Below are 21,767 nucleotides of genomic sequence, written 5' to 3'. Positions count from 1 at the left end.
ATTCTCCCCGATGACCTCTTCTTCTCCCCTGACCCAGGACCAGCTCAAAGCACTGGTCGGCCGCGCCGCGCTCGACTACGTCGTGCCCGGCGAGATCCTCGGCGTGGGCACCGGCTCCACTGTCAACTGCTTCATCGATGTGCTGGCCGACATGCGCGACCGCATTGCCGGCGCTGTCTCCAGTTCCGAGGCCAGCACCGCGCGGCTGAAGGCGCTCGGCATCGCGGTGTTCGATGCCAATGCGGTGGGCGAGATCGCCGTCTATGTCGACGGCGCCGACGAGATCGATGGCCAGGGCTTTATGGTCAAGGGCGGCGGCGCGGCGCTCACGCGCGAGAAGATCGTCGCGGCCCAGTCGCGCCGCTTCGTGTGCATCGTCGATGCGTCCAAGCAGGTGCAGCGGCTGGGCCGCTTTCCGGTGCCGGTCGAGGTGGTGCCGATGGCGGCGCAGCAGCTGGTGCGCCGTTTCGCAGCCATGGGCGGCGCGGCCAGCCTGCGTCTGCGCAAAGGCGAAGACCAGCCGCTGGTCACCGACAACGGCCAGCACATCCTGGACGTGACGGGCCTGCAGATCGCCGATCCGCTGGGCTTCGAAACCGAGGTCAACCAGTGGCCCGGCGTGGTGACGGTGGGCGTCTTTGCGCACCAGCGCGCGCAGGTGTGCCTGATGGGCACGCCCGAGGGTGTCAAGACGATCGTCTACTGAGCGCGCCTACGGCTGAGCGCCTGAGAGGCCATCACGTCAACTGCCTCGCAAGCTCTCAGAACGTGATGCCGGTGGGGTTGTTGCTGGTACGGCCGGGCGTGCTGTCGGGCGCGCGGGCAGGTGGTGCGGCACTGCGCGCGCCGCTGTCGGCCTTGGCATCTGCCTCGGGTGCAACCGGCGCCACGATGACAGCCACCAGCGGCGTGGGCGCGGGCGCGCGGTAGCCCACCGGCAGTTGCGAGCTTTTGGGGTAGCCGGCCGCGTCCAGAAATTGCGTCCACTCCACATCGGAGAAGCCGCGCAATTGCTGGCCACCGATGGTGCCGAACGGCAGGGTGCTGTCGCCACTCAGACGCTGCAGCGCGCCGATATCGTCGTTGCTGGTGACCGTGCGTTCGGTGAACGGCACGCCGCGCGCAGACAACAGGTTGCGCGCGCTGGTGCAGGGCGCGCAGTCCGCTCCGCTGTACAGCGTGACAGGGAAGCGGTTGACCACCTGCTGCAGCGCATAGGGCAGCGATACGGTCGGCGCGCCGCTGCTGCCGGCCCGGGCATTGGTCGTGGGCGCAGCCCTGGCTGTGGCGCCTGCCGGTGGTGGCTGGTCCGAAAACGTGACACGGCCGTCGGGGCCGACGATGCGGTAGACGGGCTGGGCCGTCGCCATGCCACAGGCCAGCAGAGTGGCAACGGCCACCATGGCCAGCGCGGGACGGACGTTCGCAGAATGGGTCATGGCGGCTTTCGGACAGCGGTGGTGGTGGGCCGGCCTGTCAGGCCATGCCCTGGTGGCGCATCAGTGCGTCCAGCGTCGGCTCGCGGCCGCGGAAAGCCTTGAACGATTCCATCGCCGGGCGGCTGCCGCCGGCCTCCAGGATGGCCTGGCGGTAGCGCCGTCCGGTCTCGATGCTGGGCAGGCCGTCGGGGCCGGCGGTTTCCTCGAACGCGGCATAGGCGTCGGCGCTCAGCACCTCGGCCCACTTGTAGCTGTAGTAGCCAGCCGCATAACCGCCGGCGAAGATGTGGCCGAAGGTGTGGGCTGTGCGGTTGAACTCGGGCGAGGGCAGAACGGCCACCTCGTCGCGCACCTGGCGCAGCAGCGGCATGAAGTCTGCGTCGGGCGCGTGCTCGGTGTGCAGCAGCATGTCGAACAGCGAAAATTCGATCTGGCGCAGCGTCTGCATGCCGCTCTGGTAGTTCTTGGCTGCCAGCATCTTGTCGTAGAGGCCACGCGGTAGCGGCGCACCGGTGTCCACGTGCGCCGTCATGTGGCGCAGCACGTCCCACTCCCAACAGAAGTTTTCCATGAACTGGCTGGGCAGCTCGACGGCGTCCCACTCGACACCGCTGATGCCCGAGACGTCGTGCTCGTTCACCTGCGTCAGCATGTGGTGCAGGCCGTGGCCGAATTCGTGGAACAGCGTGGTCACGTCGTCGTGCGTCAGCAGCGGCGGCTTGCCCTCCACACTGGCGGCGAAGTTGCAGACCAGCTGCGCCACCGGTGTCTGCAGACGGCCATCGTCCGGGCGCAGCCAGCGCGCGCGCACGTCGTCCATCCAGGCGCCGCCGCGCTTGCCGTTGCGCGCCGAAGGGTCCAGGTAGAACTGACCGAGCAGCACGGGCGCGGCGCCGGCTTGTTCCGCGCTGCGCTCGATGCGGTAGAACTCCACCGTCGGATGCCAGACGGGCGCGTGGTCGCGGCGGATGGTGACCTCGAACAGCGTCTCGATGATCTTGAACAGGCCGGCCAGCACCTTGGGCGCCGTGAAGTACTGCTTGACGTCCTGCTCGCTGAAGGCGTAGCGCGCCTCTTTGAGCTTCTCGCCAATGTAGGCCCAGTCCCAAGGCTGCGGATCGGCCAGGCCCAGATCGCTGGCGGCAAAGGCGCGCAGATCGGCCACGTCCTTCTCAGCGTAGGGGCGGGCGCGTTGCGCCAGGTCGCGCAGGAAGCGGATGACTTCGTCCGGCGAATCCGCCATCTTGGGCACCACCGACACCTCGCCGAAGTTGCGGTAGCCCAGCAAGTGCGATTCCTCCAGCCGCAGCGCCAGGATCTCGCGGATCACCGCGCTGTTGTCGAAGCGCTTGCCATCGCCCTCGGCCTGGTCGGAAGCGCGCGTCACATAGGCCCGGTGCAGCCGTTTGCGCAGCGCGCTGCTGTGCGCGAACTGCATCACCGGCAGGTAGCAGGGCATCTTGAGCGTGAGCTTGTAGCCGGCCTGGCCGTCGGCCTCGGCGGCTGCGCGCGCGGCCTGGCGCACGTCGTCCGGCACCCCATCGAGCTCATCGGCCTGCGCGTAGTAGACATAGGCTTCGGTGGCGTCCAGCGCGTTCTCGCTGAACTTCTGGCTCAGCTCGGCCTGGCGTTCCTGGATGGCGGCGAAGCGCTCCTTGGCGGCGCCGGTCAGCTCGGCCCCGCTGAGCACGAAGTTGCGCATCGAGTTCTTGTGGGCCTGGCGCTGCTCGGGGTTCAAGGCGGCGACGTCGATGGCCTTGTACTTGGCGTACAGCCGTTCGTCTGCGCCCAGGCGCGTCCAGAACTCGGTGACGCGTGGCAGGGCTTCGTTGTAAGCGGCACGCAGTTCAGGCGTGTCGGCCACGGCGTTGAGGTGGCCAACGGCCCCCCAGGCGCGGCCCAGGCGTTCGGTGGCGGTGTCCAGCACGCGGGCGATGGCGGTCCACTCCGCGGCAAACGTGGGGGCGGTGACGGTGTCGAGTGCGGCGCCGGCCTCGGCCAGCAGCTGGTCGACGGCGGGGGCGACGTGCTCAGGCTGGATCTGGTCGAACAGCGGAAGGGCGGAGAACGAGAGGAGTGGGTTCTGCATGGTCGGCATTTTGAGGCAGGGTCTTGAAACTCAAGCGCAGCGGGGCGATTGCTGCGGGCTATGGCGCCGTTGCGTCGACGGCCGGGCGCGCTTCAGGCAGCCGCGTGTTCTGCCGCCTGCAGCGTGTTGACGAGCAGCATGGCGCGCGTCATGGGGCCGACGCCGCCGGGCACGGGTGTGATCCAGCCGGCCACTGCACGCACGCCGTCGAAGTCCACATCGCCGCAGAGCTTGCCTTCGTCGTTGCGGTTCATGCCGACGTCGATGACGACCGCGCCGGGCTTGACCATGTCGGCCGTCAGCAGGTTGCGCCTGCCCACGGCCGCGACCACCACATCGGCCTGGCGCGTCATGGTCGCCAGATCGGGTGTGGCGCTGTGGCAGATGCTGACGGTGGCGTTGCGGCCCAACAGCATCAGGGCCATGGGCTTGCCCACGATGTTGCTGCGCCCGATCACCACCGCGTGCTTGCCGCGCAGGTCGTAGCCGATCGAATCGAGCATCTTCAGGCAGCCGTGCGGAGTGCACGGCCAAAAGCCCGGCCGGCCCACCATCAGCGCCCCGGCGCTGGCAACGTGAAAGCCGTCGACGTCTTTGGCTGGCGAGATCGCCTCGATCACCTTCTGGCTGTCCATGTGCTTGGGCAGTGGCAGCTGCACCAGGATGCCGTGCACCGCAGGGTCGTTGTTGAGCGCGTCGATGCGCGCCAGCAGCGCGGCCTCGGTGAGGTCGGCCGGGTGGCGCTCGAGGATGGCCGTGAGGCCGGTCTGGGCGCTGTCGTTCACCTTGTGTTTGACATACACCTGGCTGGCCGGGTCTTCACCGACCAGCACGATGGCCAGGGTGGGTGCAATGCCGCGTGCCTTCAATGCTGCGGTGCGGCCGGCCACTTCGGCGCGGATGGTCTGGGCCAGTGCGTTGCCGTCGATCAGTTGGGCAGTCATGTTCAGAGTCCTCGAAAAGCAAAAACGTCCGTCAACGTGAGTCGACCGGACGCTTTGGGGAACGGTGGATGGGGAAGGGCGGCGGCACCGAGGGTGCTCAGGCCTTCGCGGGCGTCTGGCCCAGTGCGATCTTCAGCAGGTCGGCCACGGTGTTGGCGTTGAGCTTTTCCATGATGTTGGCGCGGTGCGCCTCCACCGTCTTGATGCTGATGCCCAGGTCGTCGGCGATCTGCTTGTTCAGTCGGCCGGCGACGATGCGCTCGAGCACCTGCGTCTCACGCGAGGTCAGCTTGGACAGCAACGCGCCGCGGCTGGCGGCCTGCTGGTGGTCGGTGAATGCATCTTTGGCGTGGTCCAGCATGCGCTCGACCAGCTGCACCAGTTCGTCTTCCTTGAAGGGCTTCTGGATGAAATCCATCGCGCCCTTCTTCATAGTGTCGACCGCCATGGGCACGTCGCCATGGCCGGTGATGAAGACGATGGGTAGCGGCGACTTGCGCTCGATCAGTTTGTCCTGCAGCTCCAGGCCGCTCATGCCGCCCATGCGGATGTCGACGATCAAGCACGCGACTTCGCGGGCGTCGAAACGGCTGAGGAAGGCTTCGGCGGATTCGAAGCAACGCACCCGATAGTCCTTGCCTTCGAGCAACCATTGCAGCGAATCGCGCACGGCTTCGTCGTCATCGACAACGTAGACCGTGCCCTTCTTGGGAATCAGGCTCATGCAGGCACTCCGGTGCTTGTGGTGGTGTTGGCTGGATTTGGCAAGGTGTTGGCAGCTTTTGCTACCGGAATCCAGAACGAAAACCTGCAACCCAAGCATTCTTGGCCATTGTAGATGTTCTCTGCCTGCATCCTTCCCAGGTGGGATTCGACGATGGTGCGGCACAAATTGAGGCCAATTCCCATGCCGTTGGCCTTGGTCGAATAGAACGATTCGAACAGCCGTTCCATCACTTCAGGTGCCAGCCCGGTGCCGGTGTCGCTGACGACGAATTCGATGCCCTGCACGTCGTCGAGTTGCTTGGGCAAAACGCGCAACTCGATGTTGCGGCGCTGGGGTGGGCGCTGCGCCGTGTCGATGGCTTCGGCGGCGTTGCGCAGCAGGTTGATCAGCACCTGTTCGATCAGGATCGGATCGACCACCAAGGGCGGCAGGCGTGCTGCGACGTAGTGGCTCAGCCGCACGTTGCGTCGGCGCAATTCGATGCCGGCCAACTCGACCGCTTCGTGCACGATGTCCTGCGCGTGGGCCAGCGTGCGGTTGGGCTCGCTGCGCTTCACGAACGACTGGATGCGGTGGATGATCTGGCCGGCCCGCTGTGCCTGGCGCGAGGTCTTCTCCAGCGCTGCCAGCAGGTCGTCGTGCGCGATGCCCGGGCCCTTCAGGCGCGACACCATGCCGTTGCAGTAGTTGGTGATGGCGGCCAGCGGCTGGTTGAGTTCGTGCGCCACGCTGGAGGCCATCTCGCCCATGGTGATCAGCCGGCTGGAGGACTGGGCACGTTCAGCCTGCGCCGCCGCCTGCTCTTCGGCCAAGCGGCGCGGTGTGATGTCGGTGGCAATCACCATCTGCACCAGGCGGCCGTCGACCCAGCTTAGATAGCGCGCCCGCACCTCCAGCCACTTGCCCAGTTCGGGTGCGTGGATCTCGGCGCTCTCGGAATCGCTGGCGGTCAGTGAGTCGGTGGGCAGACCGGCGAAGGCGTCGACGTCGTCCAGGCTCTCGTCCACCGGCGGCGTGGCCGGCATGCCGGCGCGTGCCACCAGCATCTCGTGGCCGCGCGTCTGCGTTCCGAACCACAGGCGGTACAGCTTGTTGGCAAACAGCAGTTCCTGGCTGCCGAGCGGCGCCACGGACACGGCCGCGTCCAAGGCTTCCAACACGGTGGTGAACCGCTCGTACGAGGCCGACAACTGCTCGCGAATGCGGTTGGGCTCGGTGATGTCGGTCATCGACGTCATCCACCCGGTTTGTTTGCCCACAGCATCGATCAGCGGCGAGACGTAGAGCCGCGCGTCGAACAGCGAACCATCACGCCGCTTCACGCGCACCTGGAATCCAGACGGGGTGGTGCGGCCGTTCAGCTCGTCCTCCAGCCGCGCGACCAGGAACTCCAGATCCTGCTCCGGCCAGTAAGGAAACGGTGCAGTGCGGCCGACCAGTTCGCCTTCGGTCCAGCCTGTCATCTGACAGAACGCCGCGTTGACATAGGTGATGCGGCCTTGCAGATCGAGTGCGCGCATGCCGGTCAGCATGGAGTTCTCCATTGCGCGGCGGAAGTTGGTCTCGGCCACCAGCGCCTGCTGTGCCTGGTGGCGCCGGCGCGTGTGGCTCCAGTTGCCAATCAGCATCCAGGCCGTCAGCACGGACAGCGCGCCCACCAGCCAGAACAGCCCGGTGCCGACCAGGCCCTGCGAGGTGCGGTAGGCCTGCGCGCGCAGCAGCAGGCCATTGCCGACCGGCGCGACCGGCACCTCGTAGGCCTCGGCCTGGCTGGACCAGGGCAGCAGCCGGCCGGCGGTCGGCGTCTGCGGCATGGCGTTGCCCGCCAGCAGCCTGCCATCGGCGGCCAGCATGGACACCGCGTACTTGTTCAGCACCTCGGCCGGCACGCCGTGGCGCAGCAGGCCATCGGTCGCGTACTCGGCCAGCAGCACACCGGCGAAACGCCCGCGATCGGTCAGCGGAATGTGCAGCTGCAACAGTGGCGCCATCTCGCCGGCGCCCAGCGGCTGGCCATAGACCGGCTGATGCAGATCGCGCGCCAAGCTGAAGTTGGTTTCCGTCTCGCCCGGACGCAACACGTCGTCGACCGTGCGCATCTGCTGCACGTGCATGCTCGGCGCGCTGTAGCTGGCTTTGATGCGGCGGCGCTCGTCGATCCAGCTGACGGCCTGCAGCTCGGGGTATTGGGCGATCAGCGATTGCGAACGGCTGACGAATTCCTCGATGTCGATCTCTTCGTTGGCGGCGTCGCGCGCCACGCGCATCAACTGCTCCTGGCGCTCCAGCAGACGCAGGCGGATCTGCTGCTGCGCGTACTCGACATCGCGCTTGACCGCCTCCTGCTCGCGTTCCATCTCCTCCAGCCGCAGGTAGAGGAACGACGACGCGATCGCGGCCAGAAACAGCACCACCGCCACGAGTGGCGCCAAGGCCGCGAAGCGGTCCTGGCGGTGCGGCGTCTGGCGGCGCCACCACGCGCGCCAACGGCCCGTCGCGGCCGGTGTGCCGTGGCGGGTCCCGGGTGCGGGCGAGGGGGCGGGGGGCCTCATGGGCGGCAGTGTATGTGAGGGTTTGCCGCAGTTGCGCGGAGCGCGCGCCAATCTGGAATTTGGTCACGCCCTTGCGATCAAAATTTCATAATGTGAAGTTGTAAATTGCTATTTGAAAAATTGAAACTTTGTGGGAAACTTCCTTGGGCCCAAAAAACCCGTATCAAAATACCGCTGATCAAACAAAGGAGACCGCATGTCAGCCCAACCCCAGAACCTCTCCGGAGCCGCCGCGCACGACGCGAAGGACACGGACCATCAAGAGACGCGCGAATGGATGGATGCGCTGTCTGCGGTCATCGCCAGCGATGGTCCCGAGCGCGCGCATTACCTGCTGGAGCAGCTTCTGGAGCACGCGCGCCAAAGCAGCGTGGACATGCCGTTCTCCGCCAACACCGGCTACGTGAACACCATCGAGCCTGGGCAGGAAGCACGCAGCCCCGGCAATCTGGAGATCGAGCAGCGCCTGCGCGCCTACATGCGCTGGAACGCCATGGCCATGGTGGTCAAGGCCAACCGCCACCACCCGCCAGAAGGCGGCGACCTGGGCGGCCACATCGGTTCGTTCGCCTCGCTGGCCAGCATGTTCGGCGCTGGCTTCAACCACTTCTGGAAGGCCGAGAGCGAGAACCACGGCGGCGATCTGCTGTACATCCAGGGCCATGTGTCGCCCGGCATCTACGCCCGCGCCTATCTGGAAGGCCGCCTGACCGAAGAGCAGTTGCTGAACTTCCGCCAGGAAGTGGATGGCAAGGGCCTGTCCAGCTACCCGCATCCCAAGCTGATGCCCAACTTCTGGCAGTTCCCCACCGTCTCCATGGGCCTGGGCCCGCTGATGGCGATCTACCAGGCGCGCTTCCTGAAGTACCTGCATGCCCGTGGCATTGCCGACACCGCCGACCGCAAGGTCTGGGTGTTCTGCGGCGACGGTGAAATGGACGAAGTCGAATCGCTGGGCGCCATCGGCCTGGCCGCGCGTGAGAAGCTGGACAACCTGGTCTTCGTCATCAACTGCAACCTGCAGCGCCTGGACGGCCCGGTGCGCGGCAACGGCAAGATCATCCAGGAGCTCGAAGGCGAGTTCCGCGGTTCCGGCTGGAACGTCATCAAGCTGATCTGGGGCAAGGGCTGGGACGCGCTGCTGGCCAGGGACCACGACGGCGCGCTGCGCGACCTGATGATGAACACCGTCGACGGCGACTACCAGGCCATGAAGGCCAACGACGGCGCCTATGTGCGCAAGCACTTTTTCGGCCGCGATCCGCGCACGGCCAAGATGGTCGAGAACATGAGCGACGACGAGATCTGGAACCTGCAGCGCGGGGGCCACGATTCGCAAAAGGTCTACGCCGCATTCCACGCCGCCCAGAACCACCTGAACCAGCCGACGGTGCTGCTGATCAAGACGGTCAAGGGCTTTGGCATGGGCAAGGTCGGCGAGGGCAAGAACAACGTGCACCAGACCAAGAAGCTGGCCGATGAAGACATCAAGTTCTTCCGCGACCGCTTCAACATCCCGGTGCCCGATAGCCAGCTGGCCGAACTGCCGTTCTACAAGCCGGCCGACGACACGCCCGAAATGAAGTATCTGCACGAGCGCCGCAAGGCCCTCGGTGGCTACCTGCCGCACCGCCGCGTGAAGGCCGACGAGAGCTTCACCATTCCCGCGCTGGAGACCTTCAAGTCGGTGATCGAGCCCACGGCCGAAGGCCGCGAAATCTCCACCACCCAAGCCTACGTGCGCTTCCTCACGCAGCTGCTGCGCGACCAGGCCCTGGGCCCGCGCGTGGTGCCCATCCTGGTGGACGAGGCCCGCACTTTCGGCATGGAAGGCCTGTTCCGCCAGATCGGCATCTACAACCCCGCTGGTCAACAGTACACCCCGGTCGACAAGGACCAGGTCATGTACTACAAGGAAGACAAGGCCGGACAGATCCTGCAGGAAGGCATCAACGAAGCCGGCGGCATGGCCAGCTGGATCGCGGCGGCCACCAGCTACAGCACGAACAACCGCATCATGGTGCCGTTCTACGTGTACTACTCGATGTTCGGCTTCCAGCGCATCGGTGACCTGGCCTGGGCAGCCGGCGACATGCAGGCGCGCGGTTTCCTGCTCGGCGGCACCTCGGGCCGCACCACGCTGAACGGCGAAGGCTTACAGCACGAAGATGGCCACAGCCACATTCTGGCCGGCACCATCCCGAACTGCGTGAGCTACGACCCGACCTTCGCGCATGAAGTCGGCGTCATCCTGCACCACGGCCTGAAGCGCATGGTGGAAAAGCAGGACAACGTCTACTACTACATCACGCTGCTCAACGAGAACTACGCCATGCCCGGCCTCACGCCCGGCACCGAAGAGCAAATCATCAAGGGCATGTACCTGTGCAAGCCGGCCCCGTCCATGGCGGCCAAGGCGCCGACCGTGCAACTGCTGGGCAGCGGCACCATCCTGCGCGAAAGCTTCTTTGCCCAGGAGCTGCTCGAGAAGGAATGGGGCGTCGCCGCTTCCGTGTGGAGCTGCCCCAGCTTCAACGAGCTGGCCCGCGACGGCCAGGACGCCGACCGCTGGAACCTGCTGCACCCGACGGAGACGCCGCGCGTGCCCTTCGTGGCGCAGCAGCTCGGCGCCTCGACCGGCCCCGTGGTCGCCTCGACCGACTACATGAAGGCCTACGCCGAGCAGATCCGTTTGTTCATGCCCAAGGGCCGCAACTACAAGGTGCTGGGCACCGACGGCTTTGGCCGCAGCGACTTCCGCAGCAAGCTGCGTGAGCACTTCGAGATCAACCGACACTACATCGTGGTCGCCGCGCTGAAGGCGCTGAGCGAAGACGGCACGGTGCCGGTGGCCAAGGTGGCTGAGGCCATCAAGAAGTACGCCATCAAGACCGACAAGGTCAACCCGCTGTACGCCTGAAACCGACAACCACAACAAGCGAGACGAACAACATGGCAATGGTGGAAGTTCAAGTCCCCGACATTGGGGATTTCGATGAGGTGACCGTCATCGAGGTGATGGTCAAGGTGGGCGACACGGTCAAGGCCGAGCAATCGCTGATCACCGTGGAGTCGGACAAGGCTTCGATGGAGATCCCGTCCAGCGCCGCTGGCGTGGTGAAAGAGATCAAGGTCAAGATCGACGACAATGTCAAGCAGGGTTCGCTGGTTCTGGTGCTCGAAGCCGCTGGCGACAGCGCTGCGCCGGCACCGGCTGCGGCCCCCGCTGCAGGTGCAGCTGCGCCCGCGCCGGCTCCAGCGGCCGCCCCGGCAGCGGCGCCTGCGGGCGGCGGCGGCACGGTCGAGATCCGCGTGCCCGACATCGGCGATTTCAAGGACGTCGTCGTCATCGAAGTCATGGTCAAGGCCGGCGACACGATCAAGGCCGAGCAGTCGTTGATCACGGTCGAGAGCGACAAGGCCTCGATGGAGATTCCGTCGCCCGCAGCCGGCGTGATCAAGGCATTCACGGTCAAGGTCGGCGACACCGTCAACATCGGTGATGTGCTCGGCACGCTGGAGAGCGCAGGTGGCGCACCAGCGGCCGCTGCGCCCGCTGCAGCCGCCCCGGCTGCAGCGCCGGCCGCCGCCAGCGCACCAGCGGCTGCCCCGGCCGCCGCTGCCGCTGCACCCGCGCCGGCCGCCGCACACAACCCGACGGTGGCGCCGTCCGCAGCCCTGCCGCATGCTTCGCCATCGGTCCGCAAGTTCGCCCGCGAACTCGGCGTGCCGCTGGGCGAGGTCAAGGGCAGCGGTCCCAAGGGCCGCATCACGCAGGAAGACGTCCAGGGCTTCATCAAGTCCGTGATGAGCGGCGCCGCGCAGACCAAGGCACAGGCCGCCAAGGCACCGGCCGGCGGTGGCGGTGACGGTGGCGCAGGCCTGGGCCTGATCCCCTGGCCCAAGGTCGACTTCACGAAGTTCGGCGAGGTCGAGCGCAAGCCGATGGGCCGCATCAAGAAGATCAGCGGCGCTAACCTGCACCGCAACTGGGTCGTGATCCCGCACGTCACCAACCATGACGACGCCGACATCACCGATCTGGAAGCCTTCCGCGTCTCCACCAACAAGGAGAACGAGAAGTCCGGCGTCAAGGTGACCATGCTGGCCTTCCTGATCAAGGCCTGCGTCGCGGCACTGAAGAAGTTCCCCGAGTTCAACTCTTCGCTGGACGGTGAGGAACTGGTGCTCAAGAAGTACTTCCACATCGGGTTTGCGGCCGACACGCCGAACGGCCTGGTGGTGCCCGTGATCAAGGACGCCGACAAGAAGGGCGTGCTGCAGATCAGCACCGAGATGAACGAGCTGGCCAAGAAGGCGCGCGATGGCAAGCTGGGCCCGGCCGACATGAGCGGCGCCTGCTTCACCATCAGTTCGCTGGGCGGCATCGGGGGGCGTTACTTCACGCCCATCATCAATGCGCCTGAGGTGTCGATCCTGGGTGTCTGCAAGAGCGCCATCGAACCCAAGTGGGACGGCAAGGCCTTCCAGCCGCGCCTGATGCTGCCGCTGTCGCTGTCGTGGGACCACCGCGTGATCGATGGCGCTTCTGCCGCGCGCTTCAACGCCTTCCTGGGGCAGGTGCTCGCCGACTTCCGTCGCACGATGTTGTGACGGCGCGGGCGCCGGGGCCGGCTTGATGGCCGGGCCTGTGCGCCAGTGCAGCGCCTGGGCCGGGCCGGTGGCGGCTGCAGTGCAGGCCACCGGTCCCAACCGGGCGCGCCATGCTCAATACGAAGAATCAAGGCGGCGCAAGCGAGCGGCCGTCCACGGAGAAACAAATGGCAAATGTGGAAATCAAGGTTCCGGACATCGGTGACTTCGACGAAGTCAGCGTGATCGAAGTGCTGGTCAAGGTCGGCGACACGGTCAAGACCGAGCAGTCGCTGATCACGGTCGAGAGCGACAAGGCGTCGATGGAGATCCCGTCCAGCACGGCGGGCAAGATCGTCGAGCTCAAGGTCGCGGTCGGCGACAAGGTCAAGGAAGGCTCGGTCATCATGGTGGTCGAGGCGGCTGGAGACGCCGCAGCCCCGGCGCCCGCGCCCGCACCGGCGCCCGCCGCTGCGGCACCGGCCAAGGCTGCTGCCCCTGCGCCCGCCGCTGCCCCGGTGCCGCAGGCGGCCGGCAGCTTCAAGGGCACGGCCGACCTGGACTGCGACGTGCTGGTCCTGGGCGCCGGCCCTGGCGGTTATTCCGCTGCCTTCCGCGCGGCCGACCTGGGCCTCAAGGTGGTGCTGGTCGAGCGCTACGCCACGCTGGGCGGCGTCTGCCTGAACGTGGGTTGCATTCCGTCCAAGGCGCTGCTGCACGTGGCCGCGGTGATGGACGAGGTCAAGCACTTCGCCGACCTGGGCGTCGAGTTCGCCCCACCCAAGGTCGACCGCGCCAAGCTGCTCGCGCACAAGAACAAGGTCGTGGGCAAGCTCACGGGTGGCCTGGCCGCCATGGCCAAGATGCGCAAGGTGACCACCGTGCGCGGCGTGGGCAACTTCATCGACGCCTACCACGTCGAAGTCGAGGAGACCTCGGGCACGAGCTGGGACACCAACGGCAAGAAGCAGGTCATCAAGTTCCGCAACTGCATCATCGCGGCCGGCTCGCAGTCGGTCAGCCTGCCCTTCATGCCCAAGGACGACCCGCGCGTGGTCGACTCCACCGGCGCGCTGGCCATGGGTACCGAGCCCAAGCGCATGCTGATCCTGGGCGGCGGCATCATCGGCCTGGAGATGGGCACCGTGTACTCGTCACTGGGCGCGCGGCTCGATGTGGTGGAAATGCTGGACGGCCTGATGCAGGGCGCTGACCGCGACCTCGTCAAGGTCTGGCAGAAGATGAACGCGCCGCGCTTCGACAACATCATGACCAGCACCAAGACCGTGGGCGCCGAGGCGACCAAGGACGGCATCAAGGTCATGTTCGAAGGCGCCAACGCCCCCAAGGAACCGCAGGTCTACGACCTGGTGCTGCAGGCGGTGGGCCGCAGCCCCAATGGCAAGAAGATCGCGGCCGACAAGGCTGGCGTGGCGGTGACTGACCGTGGCTTCATTCCGGTCGACATCCAGATGCGCACCAACGTGCCACACATCTTCGCCATCGGCGACATCGTGGGCCAGCCGATGCTGGCGCACAAGGCCGTGCACGAAGCCCATGTGGCGGCCGAAGTCATCGCCGGTGAACTGAAGGGCGACAAGGAACTGGCCAGCGCCGCGTTCAACGCCCGCGTGATCCCCAGCGTGGCCTACACCGACCCCGAGGTGGCCTGGGTCGGCCTCACCGAAGACCAGGCCAAGGCCGAAGGCATCAAGGTCAAGAAGGGCCACTTCCCGTGGAGCGCTTCGGGCCGCGCGATTGCGAATGGCCGCGACGAAGGCTTCACCAAGCTGCTGTTCGATGCCGAGACGCACCGCATCCTGGGTGGCGGCATCGTCGGCACGCACGCCGGCGACATGATCGGCGAGGTGGCATTGGCCATCGAGATGGGCGCCGACGAGATCGACATCGGCAAGACCATTCACCCCCACCCCACGCTGGGCGAAAGCATCGGCATGGCGGCCGAGGTGGCGCACGGGACTTGCACGGACTTGCCGCCGGCCAAGAAGTAGGTCCGTTTCACGCTCAAAACCAAGGCCCGGACGGAAGCAGTCCGGGCTTTTTCGTTCCGAGGATGTGGTGTTTTAAACCAATCGTGTTGGGTTAAAATCTCACGAAGCCCAGCATACGCGCCCATTCGCTGCGCATGGTGGTCTATCCCAACGACCATCCACCGCCGCATACCCATGTCGTGAGGCCGGGCTGGGAAATTCGGATCGAGTTATGCCACCCTTCAACCTTGATGACGATTGCCGGCAAGCCCAAATCGGCCGAGATTGCAGCCGCGTTGATGGTGACCGCGCAACATTTGGTCGAGCTTCGCACGCTATGGAGCGACCTTCATGACTAAGCCATCTTTGCCCGCCTGGGTTCAAGCGGAGCTGCTTCGGGCGCCCGAGGCCGCAGCACGGGGTGTGGTCCGAGATGTTCCCCATCTGCAGGCCACTGCGGCGCGGTTCGATGCGCGCAAGAAGCGGATCGTGGTTGAGTTGTCAAACGGTACATCCTTCGCGTTTCCACCTCACCTCGCACAAGGGCTGTCGGACGCACCTTACACCGCTCTGGCGCACATCGAGATCACCCCGATGGGCACTGGACTGCATTGGCCCCGCCTTGACGCCGACCTCAGCGTGGAGGGATTGTTGGCCGGAGTTTTTGGAAGCAGAGCCTGGATGCGGCAGCACGCGGCCCGCGCCGGGAGCGTTACGTCGCCTGCCAAGGCGCAGGCTGCCCGCGCCAATGGGGCAAAAGGTGGGCGTCCGCGCAAGGCCGCTGCATGAGCGGAGCCGGGTCCTGTGAACCATCCCAGTCGTCACTTTAGCTTTGGCCGCTGCGCAGGCACGGCCTCGTGGCTGACCCGTTTCCGAATCCCGTCCCCGGCATGGTGCATTCAGCCTACAACAACTGCACCTTGATCCCGTCTGCCAGCACCGTGATCTCGCCGATCTCGTAGGTCTTGCGGCCGAAGCTCAGTTCCTCCACCGTGAACGTGCGCAGCGCCTGGCCTTGCAGCAGCTCCTGCGCCACCAGGCCGCCTACGCGCTGCAACTGCTCGGCGTGGCTGCCGGTCACGCCTTGCAGCGTCAGGCGCTCGGCCTTGGGCTGGTCCAGCCGCACGGCGCGCGTGGCGGCGTCATAGCGCAGCGCGCTGCTGACCGCCACCACACCCTCGGCCGCGCCCGAGCGCAGAAACGGGCTTGCGATCGACAACTGCGCTGAAATGGCCGCCCGGTTGGCTGCGGCGTTCAGCCCCAGTTGCGGGTCGCGCAGCGCGACCGTGAAGATCTCGGCATAGCGCTGCGCCAGCGGGAACTGCTTGGTCACCAGGGCCTGCAGCTCGGCGTGGCTGGCCGTGAATTCGCTCGTGAAGAAGTTGAAGCCGGCCAGCGCGCGCAGCGGCAAGGCGGCGCCCAGCAGGGCCAGTGACAGATGGCGGCGGGAGATGGCGGACATGGGGCGGTGCGTGTGTGCGGCTTGGCATTGTGGCGCCCGGGCAATCCCGGCCGGCGTCTGCGGTCTTGCGTCGGAGGATCCATCGTGGGAATGCTCGTGTTCGTCCTGTGTGCTCAAGCGATCGCTCTCATGGTCTTCAGAGGCAGCCTTTCCAGGGTCTATGCAGCTGATGGGGGGCGCTGGGGCGTCCCGCGGGGGTTACGCGCCTCGTGGAGGGCTGGCTGCGGGGTGTCCGCCCGGCCTGGGGTGCCCGCCGTGGCCGCCCGGTGGACGCGTCCCTCGCCCAGGGGCTCGGGCAGCCTGTGGTGCTCGGCCTGCGGGCGCATTGCACAACTCGCTCCGTTCACTGCGTTCACTCACCTCGAACAAGTGCAATGAGTCAGTCATTGAGGCGTGCTGCGCCGCCGCCCGCAGTCCTGCGCTCCTCGGCGCGGCCACAGGTTGGCCACGGCGGGCACCCCAGGCCGGGCTACGTTGCTGGTGGCTGAAGCGCTGTCGGGGGAACCGGGGACAGGCTCGCGTGACGCGGGCTCGCCCTCCGGACGACAGCGGCCCACCCTCGGGACAACCAGCGCGCACCGTGCATCCGAGTCAGCCGCACCGAGCCCGGCATGGGGTACCCCCAGGGCCGGCCCTGCAGATGCGCCGAGGAGCGCAGTGGCATGGGCGGCGGCGCAGCACGCTTCGTGAACTGACTCATTGCACCTGTTCGAGGTGAACGAACGCAGTGAGTGGTGCGAGTTGTGCAATGCGCCCATGCCGCGAGCACCGCAGGGGACCCCGAGCCCCTAGGCGAGGGGCGCTGAGCCGGGCCGGCCCTGGGGGTGCCCCATGCCGGGCGGCCCACTGGCACGCACGGCCCCCCGGCCCCCCGGCCCCCCCGGCCCCCAGTGCACACGACGACGAACCGCCGTCCAACCCCTCTCATAGCCGGCGCAGCCGCCAGCGCACTGCCGCCAGGCCCGCCATCGTCAGCACGGCCAGGCCCGCGCCCGCCAAAAAGGTCCCCCGGTGCCCCACAGCGTCCCACAGCGCACCGGCGATCACGCTGGCCAGCAGCAACGCGACGCCGGTCAGCAGGTTGAACATGCCGAACGCCGTGCCGCGCAGTTCGGCCGGTGCATGGTCGGCAATCAGCGCGTTGAACAGGCCCTGCGTGAAGCCCATGTGCAACCCCCACAGCGCCACGCCCAATGCGAGCCCCCACGCGTCGTTGGCAAACGCCAGCGCCAGGTCGGCCGCCAGTAGCAGCACAAGGCCCACGCCCAGCACGGCCACACGACTGCTTGAAATGCCTTCGCCTGAAGCTGCGGTGCGAGCGCCTGCAGACGGTCGGCCGACGCTCAGCCGATCCGACAGTGCACCGGCCGGATACGCCGACACCGCATAGGCCACGCCCATCACCACCAGCACGGCCGGCGCCCACATCAGCGGCACGCCGATGGACTGCGCGCGCAGGATCAGAAAGGCCTCGCTGAAGCGCCCCAGCGTGAACACCACGCCCACGCCGACCACCCACCAGTAGGCCGCGCCCAGCCGGCCCAGCGCCTGACGGCTCAGCGGGGCGCGCACCTGGCGCGGCGCTGCAGTCGTGGGCTCGCGCACCGCGAACACCAGCACCGCAACGGCCAGAAAGCCGGGCACCACGGCCACCCAGAACACTGTCTGGAAGTGATTGGACGTCCACCACATCAGCGCCATGGCGAGCAAGGGGCCGGTGAACGATCCGATGGTGTCCAGCGTCTGACGCAGCCCGAAGCCGGCGCCACGCAAATGCGCCGGCGTGATGTCGGCCACCAGCGCATCGCGCGGCGCGCCGCGGATCCCTTTGCCCACGCGGTCAACGAAGCGCGCGCCCACCAGCCATTCCAGCGTCGGCGCCAAGGGGAACACCGGCTTGGTCAGCGCACCCAGCGCGTAGCCAATGACGGCCAGCAGCTTGCGCTTGCCGAGCCGGTCGCTCAGCGCGCCGGAGAACACCTTGGTGATCGAGGCCGTGGCCTCGGCGATGCCCTCGATCAGGCCAACAGCCAGCACCGAGGTGCCCAGCACCGTGACCATGTACAGCGGCAGCAGTGCGTGGATCATCTCGGAGGAGATGTCCATCAGCATGGAGACAAAACCCAGCGCCCAGACGCCGCCGGGGATGGCCCGCAGCCCCCCGGTGGCCGGGCTGGTCGTATCGGAGATGGAAGTCTTGGGCACAGCGGTTTGTAACGCCAAACGACGCCGGGCCGCTGTCGGCTCAGCCGCCGTGGATGTGCCGCGCGGTCGAGCCCGATCTGCTCACCGCGCTTAGTTCGCTGTGATCTTGCGCTCACGCACGATGGCGCTCCACTTGGCGTCTTCCTTCTTCATGAACGCGGCCAGCTCGGCGCGCGTGGTCGGCTGGGGCGTCAGGCCGTGCTTGTCCAGCGCGTCCTTCACGCCGAGGTCGTGCAGCACCTTGACGATCTCCTGGTTCCAGCGCGCAAGCAGCGGCTCGGGCGTCTTGCCGGGGGCCACGAACGCATACCAGTTCAGCGCCTCGAAGCCCGGGTAGCCCGACTCGGCCACCGTGGGGATGCCCGGCAGGTAAGCCGGCCGCACCAGACCTGTCGTGGCCAGCGGCACCAGCTTGCCGCTCTCCACGTGCGGCATGGCGGTGGGCGGGGCCGAGAAGTACGAGGCCACGCGCTCACCGATCAAGTCTTGCAGCGCCGGTGCGCCGCCCTTGTAGGGCACGTGGACCATGTCGATGCCCGCGCGCTGGTTGAACAGCTCGCCCGCCAGGTGCGACGCCGAACCGGCCCCGGTCGAGGCGAAGTCCACGCCGCCGGCCTTCGTCTTTGCCAGCGCCACGAACTCGGCCAGGTTCTTCACCCCCAGGCCCTTGTGCGCCACCAGCACGTTCGGGAAGTTCACGCCGCCCGAGACGGGCGCAAGGTCCTTGAACGGGTCGTATGGCACCTTCATGATGTGCGGTGCGATCGTCAGCGGGCCGATCGAGCCGAACAGCAGCACCGACCCGTCGGCCGCAGCGTTGGCCACGAACTGGTGGGCGATGTTGCCGCCCGCGCCGCCCTTGTTGTCCACCACCACGCTCTGGCCGATGTTCTCGGAAAGCTTCTTGGCGATCAGCCGTGCAGCCGCGTCGGCGGCGCCGCCGGCTGCGAATCCGACGACCAGGGTGACGGGCTTCTTCGGGGGAAAGTCTTGCGCGTGCAGGCTGCCAGCCAGCAGCAGCGCAGAGGCGGCCAGCGCAGTGGCGCGCAGCAAATGTCGTTTGTTCATTGTGGGTCTCCTGGTGTGTTGATTCGGATGCCGTGCGGGTGCGCAAGCGGTGCAGGTCAGTCGCTGCCCAACCCGATCGGGTTGGGCTGGCGCTTCTCCACCGCATGGCGCAGCAGTGCTGCCGTGCGGAAGATGCCGTGGGCGAACTTGCCGTAGGGCAGGGTGGCGAAGAGGGCCATTACCGCGCCCAGGTGCAGGCACAGCGTCAATACCAGGGCAGGCGTGCCGCCCGCGAGCCACAGCGCCAGGCCGCTGGCGCTGGTCAGGAACAGCAGCGCGATGAAGCCGCGGTCCATCGGCTTTTGCGCCGCGTCGCCGTGCTCGGGGTGGCGGCGCAGGTTCAGCCGCCACAGGCCGGCCGTGCCCAGCACCAGGCTGATGCCGCCGACCACACCCAGCAGCTTGGGCAGGCTGGGCAATGCGTAGGGCGCCTCCCAGCCGAAGGCGTAGTGGTAGAGCGTGGCCACGCTGGTCGCGGCAAAGCACAGCATGAAGCCGTAGAACGTGAGGTGGTGGTAGCGCCGGCGCGCCAGCGTATAGGCGTCGTCGTCGTTGTGGCAGCCCTCGCCGTGGCCACCGTCCAGGTACTTCAAGCGCAACACCGCGTCGGCCGCCTCGGCCGTGGCCGGCGTCGTCAGCGCCGCGCCGCTGGTCGCAGGCGTCACCTCGCGCCAGAAGCGGCGCACGCCCAAGGCCAGCGCCAGCGTAGCGAAGAGGAACACCGGCGCGAACAGGCCGACCAGCAAGTTGTGCGGAAAGATCGCGTAGAAGCCGCCCGCAGGCGCCGCGCCCCACAGCGCAGTCACACCGTCGCCCTGCAGCACGACGGCCAGCAGCAGGAACAGCGCCAAGCCACCCGCCAAAGCCAGCGCCAGCGTGAGCCCGTTGCGCTGGTACAGCGCGCCCAGCGCGGGCGGCCAGGCGTAGTCGGCATAGGTCTGCCCACGCACCTGCGCCATGGCCTGGGGCACGTTGACGGCGAACTCGTGCGGCGGCGCATACTGGCAGGCGTGCAGGCAGGCGCCGCAGTTGTGGCACAGGTTGGCCAGGAAATGGATGTCGGCCTTGCCGAATTCCAGCCGCCGCGTCATGGCCGGGAACACCGCGCAAAACCCTTCGCAGTAACGGCAGGCGTTGCAGATCTGCATCTGGCGCGCCACCTCGGTCTCGGGCGCGCTCAGCACGATCTCGCCGTTGGCCAGCGCGCGGGCGTCGCGTGTGAGAGCTTCAAGCGTTTGCATGCTGCGCTCCTTGTGCGGTGGGGGCGGTGCGGGTGGGCTGCATCGGCGGACCGGCTTGGCCCGCCGATGCAGCCTTGGCCGCGCGCGCTGCATTGGTGCCGGCGATGCGACCAAAGGCCGTGCCGATGGACATGCCAACCCCCGCCGTGTAGCCCTTGCCCAGCACGTTGCCGGCCATCATTTCGCCGGCCACGAACAGGTTGTCGCTGGGGCTGCCTTCGAAGCGCACGGCGGCCGTCTCGTCGGTCAACAGGCCCAGGTAGGTGAAGGTGATGCCGGGCCGCAGCGCGTAGCCGTAGAACGGCGGTTTGACGATGGGCCGCGCCCAATGCGTCTTGGCCGGCTGCACGCCCTCGGTATGGCAGTCGTCCAGGGCGGTGTGGTCGAAGCTGCCGACGCGGCAGGCCGCGTTGTAGGCGTCCAGCGTCTGCATGAAGGCCGGCACCGGCAGGCCGAGTTGCCGTGCCAGTTCGGGCAGGGTGTCCGCTTGGACACCCGGGAACACCGGCGGCATGAAGCGCCCGATGGCCTGGCTGTCGATGATGGACCAGCCGGTCTGCCCCGGCTGCTGCGCGACCAGCCGGCCCCAGATCGCATAGCGCTTGGGCCAGAAGTCCTCGCCCTCGTCGTAGAAGCGCTCACCGCCGCGGTTGACCACCACGCCCAGCGACACGCAGTCGATGCGCGTGCAGATGCCGCCGTCGTACAGCGGCGCGCGCGCGTCGATGGCCACCATGTGCGCCTGCGTCGCGTCGCCGATGCGCTCGGCGCCGTGGTCGTCCAGCAGGTGGCGCAGCAGCACGCCCTGGTTGAACCTGGTGCCGCGGATCAGGAAGTTGTCAGACGGCCATTCCCCGCGCGCGTTCTGGCCCCAGGCCTCGCGCAGCCAGTCGCGGTTGGACTCGAAGCCGCCGGCCGCCAGCACGCAGGCCCGGGCCTCGATGCGCTGGCCCTGGCAGTGCGCGGCGACGAAGCGGCCGTGCTCGATCTCGATGCGGTCCACCGGCGCGTCGTAGCGCACCTGCACGCCCAGCCGCTCGGCGCTGCGGTAGTAGGCGTTGACCAGCGCCTTGCCGCCGCCCATGAAGAACGCGTTGGTGCGCGCCACATGCAGCGCGCCCGACAACGGCGGCTGAAAGTGCACGCCGTGGCTGCGCATCCAGTCGCGGCAGTTGGACGAAGCGCGGATCACGAGACGCGCGAGGTGCTCGTTGGTCAGGCCGCCAGTCACCTTCAGCAGGTCTTGCCAATATTCTTCTTCGGGGTAGGCCTCGACCAGCACATCCTGCGGCGCGTCGTGCATGCAGCGCAGGTTGCGGGTGTGGGCGGAGTTGCCGCCGCGCCAGTCGCGTGGCGCCGCTTCCAGCAGCAGCACGCTGGCGCCGGCTTCGCGCGCCATCAGCGCGGCGCACAGTGCGGCGTTGCCGCCGCCGATCACCAGGACATCGATCACGTA

16 protein-coding genes are annotated in these 21,767 nt (G+C 67.3%); 6 read left to right on the top strand and 10 right to left on the bottom strand.

All coding sequences use genetic code 11. The features are described 5' to 3' along the window. Positions 1–10 precede the first annotated feature (10 nt). Entirely contained in the window at positions 11–706 is a 696-nt protein-coding gene (gene rpiA, locus AC099J_RS10545; RefSeq protein ID WP_479615194.1) for a ribose-5-phosphate isomerase RpiA, read from the top strand. 55 nt (positions 707–761) lie between these two features. Here the strand turns inward: rpiA and AC099J_RS10540 are convergent, their stop codons facing one another. The 5 genes from AC099J_RS10540 to AC099J_RS10520 form a co-directional block, all read right to left on the bottom strand. Beyond that, positions 762–1,439 carry a DUF4124 domain-containing protein gene (locus AC099J_RS10540; protein WP_479615193.1) on the bottom strand — a complete coding sequence of 226 codons (678 nt, stop codon included), beginning with the start codon at positions 1,437–1,439 and terminating at the stop codon, positions 762–764. Positions 1,440–1,476: 37 nt separating this feature from the next. Continuing rightward, positions 1,477–3,528, bottom strand: a complete 2,052-nt coding sequence (locus AC099J_RS10535) for a M3 family metallopeptidase (protein ID WP_479615192.1) — start codon at positions 3,526–3,528, stop codon at positions 1,477–1,479. A gap of 92 nt (positions 3,529–3,620) precedes the next feature. Beyond that, the gene (gene folD / locus AC099J_RS10530) at positions 3,621–4,472 is read right to left on the bottom strand and encodes a bifunctional methylenetetrahydrofolate dehydrogenase/methenyltetrahydrofolate cyclohydrolase FolD (RefSeq protein WP_479615191.1); all 852 of its coding nucleotides are present in this window, start codon (positions 4,470–4,472) and stop codon (positions 3,621–3,623) included. A 97-nt stretch (positions 4,473–4,569) separates the two neighbouring features. After that, positions 4,570–5,196 carry a response regulator transcription factor gene (locus AC099J_RS10525; protein WP_479615190.1) on the bottom strand — a complete coding sequence of 209 codons (627 nt, stop codon included), beginning with the start codon at positions 5,194–5,196 and terminating at the stop codon, positions 4,570–4,572. Further along, positions 5,193–7,751, bottom strand: coding sequence for a PAS domain-containing sensor histidine kinase (locus AC099J_RS10520; RefSeq protein WP_479615189.1), 2,559 nt, complete (start codon positions 7,749–7,751; stop codon positions 5,193–5,195). The genes AC099J_RS10525 and AC099J_RS10520 overlap by 4 nt, the downstream gene beginning before the upstream one ends. Positions 7,752–7,947: 196 nt before the next feature. Between AC099J_RS10520 and aceE the strand changes: the two genes are divergently transcribed. The 5 genes from aceE (at position 7,948) to AC099J_RS10495 (ending at position 15,124) form a co-directional block, all read left to right on the top strand. Then, positions 7,948–10,671: a pyruvate dehydrogenase (acetyl-transferring), homodimeric type gene (aceE, locus tag AC099J_RS10515; protein ID WP_479615188.1), complete on the top strand. Its 2,724-nt coding sequence runs from the start codon at positions 7,948–7,950 to the stop codon at positions 10,669–10,671. Between the two features lie 32 nt (positions 10,672–10,703). Then, complete coding sequence (gene aceF, locus AC099J_RS10510) at positions 10,704–12,365, top strand: dihydrolipoyllysine-residue acetyltransferase (RefSeq protein ID WP_479615187.1); 1,662 nt, start codon at positions 10,704–10,706, stop codon at positions 12,363–12,365. A gap of 167 nt (positions 12,366–12,532) precedes the next feature. After that, the gene (lpdA, locus tag AC099J_RS10505) at positions 12,533–14,356 is read left to right on the top strand and encodes a dihydrolipoyl dehydrogenase (RefSeq protein WP_479615186.1); all 1,824 of its coding nucleotides are present in this window, start codon (positions 12,533–12,535) and stop codon (positions 14,354–14,356) included. 134 nt (positions 14,357–14,490) lie between these two features. After that, complete coding sequence (locus AC099J_RS10500; protein ID WP_479615185.1) at positions 14,491–14,694, top strand: DUF4160 domain-containing protein; 204 nt, start codon at positions 14,491–14,493, stop codon at positions 14,692–14,694. Continuing rightward, positions 14,687–15,124, top strand: coding sequence for a DUF2442 domain-containing protein (locus AC099J_RS10495; RefSeq protein ID WP_479615184.1), 438 nt, complete (start codon positions 14,687–14,689; stop codon positions 15,122–15,124). The genes AC099J_RS10500 and AC099J_RS10495 overlap by 8 nt, the downstream gene beginning before the upstream one ends. A gap of 115 nt (positions 15,125–15,239) precedes the next feature. Here the strand turns inward: AC099J_RS10495 and AC099J_RS10490 are convergent, their stop codons facing one another. The 5 genes from AC099J_RS10490 to tcuA form a co-directional block, all read right to left on the bottom strand. Beyond that, positions 15,240–15,797: a DUF1439 domain-containing protein gene (locus AC099J_RS10490; protein ID WP_479615183.1), complete on the bottom strand. Its 558-nt coding sequence runs from the start codon at positions 15,795–15,797 to the stop codon at positions 15,240–15,242. 924 nt (positions 15,798–16,721) lie between these two features. Next, complete coding sequence (locus AC099J_RS10485; RefSeq protein ID WP_479615463.1) at positions 16,722–17,909, bottom strand: MFS transporter; 1,188 nt, start codon at positions 17,907–17,909, stop codon at positions 16,722–16,724. 183 nt (positions 17,910–18,092) lie between these two features. Continuing rightward, positions 18,093–19,070: a Bug family tripartite tricarboxylate transporter substrate binding protein gene (locus AC099J_RS10480; RefSeq protein ID WP_479615182.1), complete on the bottom strand. Its 978-nt coding sequence runs from the start codon at positions 19,068–19,070 to the stop codon at positions 18,093–18,095. Positions 19,071–19,126: 56 nt separating this feature from the next. Next, positions 19,127–20,311, bottom strand: coding sequence for a tricarballylate utilization 4Fe-4S protein TcuB (tcuB, locus tag AC099J_RS10475; RefSeq protein WP_479615181.1), 1,185 nt, complete (start codon positions 20,309–20,311; stop codon positions 19,127–19,129). Continuing rightward, complete coding sequence (gene tcuA / locus AC099J_RS10470; protein WP_479615180.1) at positions 20,298–21,764, bottom strand: FAD-dependent tricarballylate dehydrogenase TcuA; 1,467 nt, start codon at positions 21,762–21,764, stop codon at positions 20,298–20,300. The genes tcuB and tcuA overlap by 14 nt, the downstream gene beginning before the upstream one ends. Positions 21,765–21,767: the final 3 nt, after the last annotated feature.

This window comes from Rhodoferax sp. RT4P68 (assembly GCF_056521305.1).
The sequence above is the reverse complement of the archived record's forward strand: the minus strand, read 5'-3'. Positions and strand labels throughout refer to the sequence as shown.

Excerpts from the sequence above, each read along its gene's own strand:
- AC099J_RS10540 (WP_479615193.1), bottom strand. The coding sequence starts at position 1,439 with ATGACCCATTCTGCGAACGTCCGTCCCGCGCTGGCCATGGTGGCCGTT.
- AC099J_RS10480 (WP_479615182.1), bottom strand. The coding sequence starts at position 19,070 with ATGAACAAACGACATTTGCTGCGCGCCACTGCGCTGGCCGCCTCTGCG.
- AC099J_RS10495 (WP_479615184.1), top strand. The coding sequence starts at position 14,687 with ATGACTAAGCCATCTTTGCCCGCCTGGGTTCAAGCGGAGCTGCTTCGG.
- AC099J_RS10520 (WP_479615189.1), bottom strand. The coding sequence starts at position 7,751 with ATGAGGCCCCCCGCCCCCTCGCCCGCACCCGGGACCCGCCACGGCACA.
- lpdA (WP_479615186.1), top strand. The coding sequence starts at position 12,533 with ATGGCAAATGTGGAAATCAAGGTTCCGGACATCGGTGACTTCGACGAA.
- AC099J_RS10535 (WP_479615192.1), bottom strand. The coding sequence starts at position 3,528 with ATGCAGAACCCACTCCTCTCGTTCTCCGCCCTTCCGCTGTTCGACCAG.
- AC099J_RS10500 (WP_479615185.1), top strand. The coding sequence starts at position 14,491 with ATGGTGGTCTATCCCAACGACCATCCACCGCCGCATACCCATGTCGTG.
- aceF (WP_479615187.1), top strand. The coding sequence starts at position 10,704 with ATGGCAATGGTGGAAGTTCAAGTCCCCGACATTGGGGATTTCGATGAG.
- aceE (WP_479615188.1), top strand. The coding sequence starts at position 7,948 with ATGTCAGCCCAACCCCAGAACCTCTCCGGAGCCGCCGCGCACGACGCG.
- folD (WP_479615191.1), bottom strand. The coding sequence starts at position 4,472 with ATGACTGCCCAACTGATCGACGGCAACGCACTGGCCCAGACCATCCGC.
- AC099J_RS10525 (WP_479615190.1), bottom strand. The coding sequence starts at position 5,196 with ATGAGCCTGATTCCCAAGAAGGGCACGGTCTACGTTGTCGATGACGAC.
- tcuB (WP_479615181.1), bottom strand. The coding sequence starts at position 20,311 with ATGCAAACGCTTGAAGCTCTCACACGCGACGCCCGCGCGCTGGCCAAC.
- rpiA (WP_479615194.1), top strand. The coding sequence starts at position 11 with ATGACCTCTTCTTCTCCCCTGACCCAGGACCAGCTCAAAGCACTGGTC.
- AC099J_RS10490 (WP_479615183.1), bottom strand. The coding sequence starts at position 15,797 with ATGTCCGCCATCTCCCGCCGCCATCTGTCACTGGCCCTGCTGGGCGCC.
- AC099J_RS10485 (WP_479615463.1), bottom strand. The coding sequence starts at position 17,909 with ATGCTGATGGACATCTCCTCCGAGATGATCCACGCACTGCTGCCGCTG.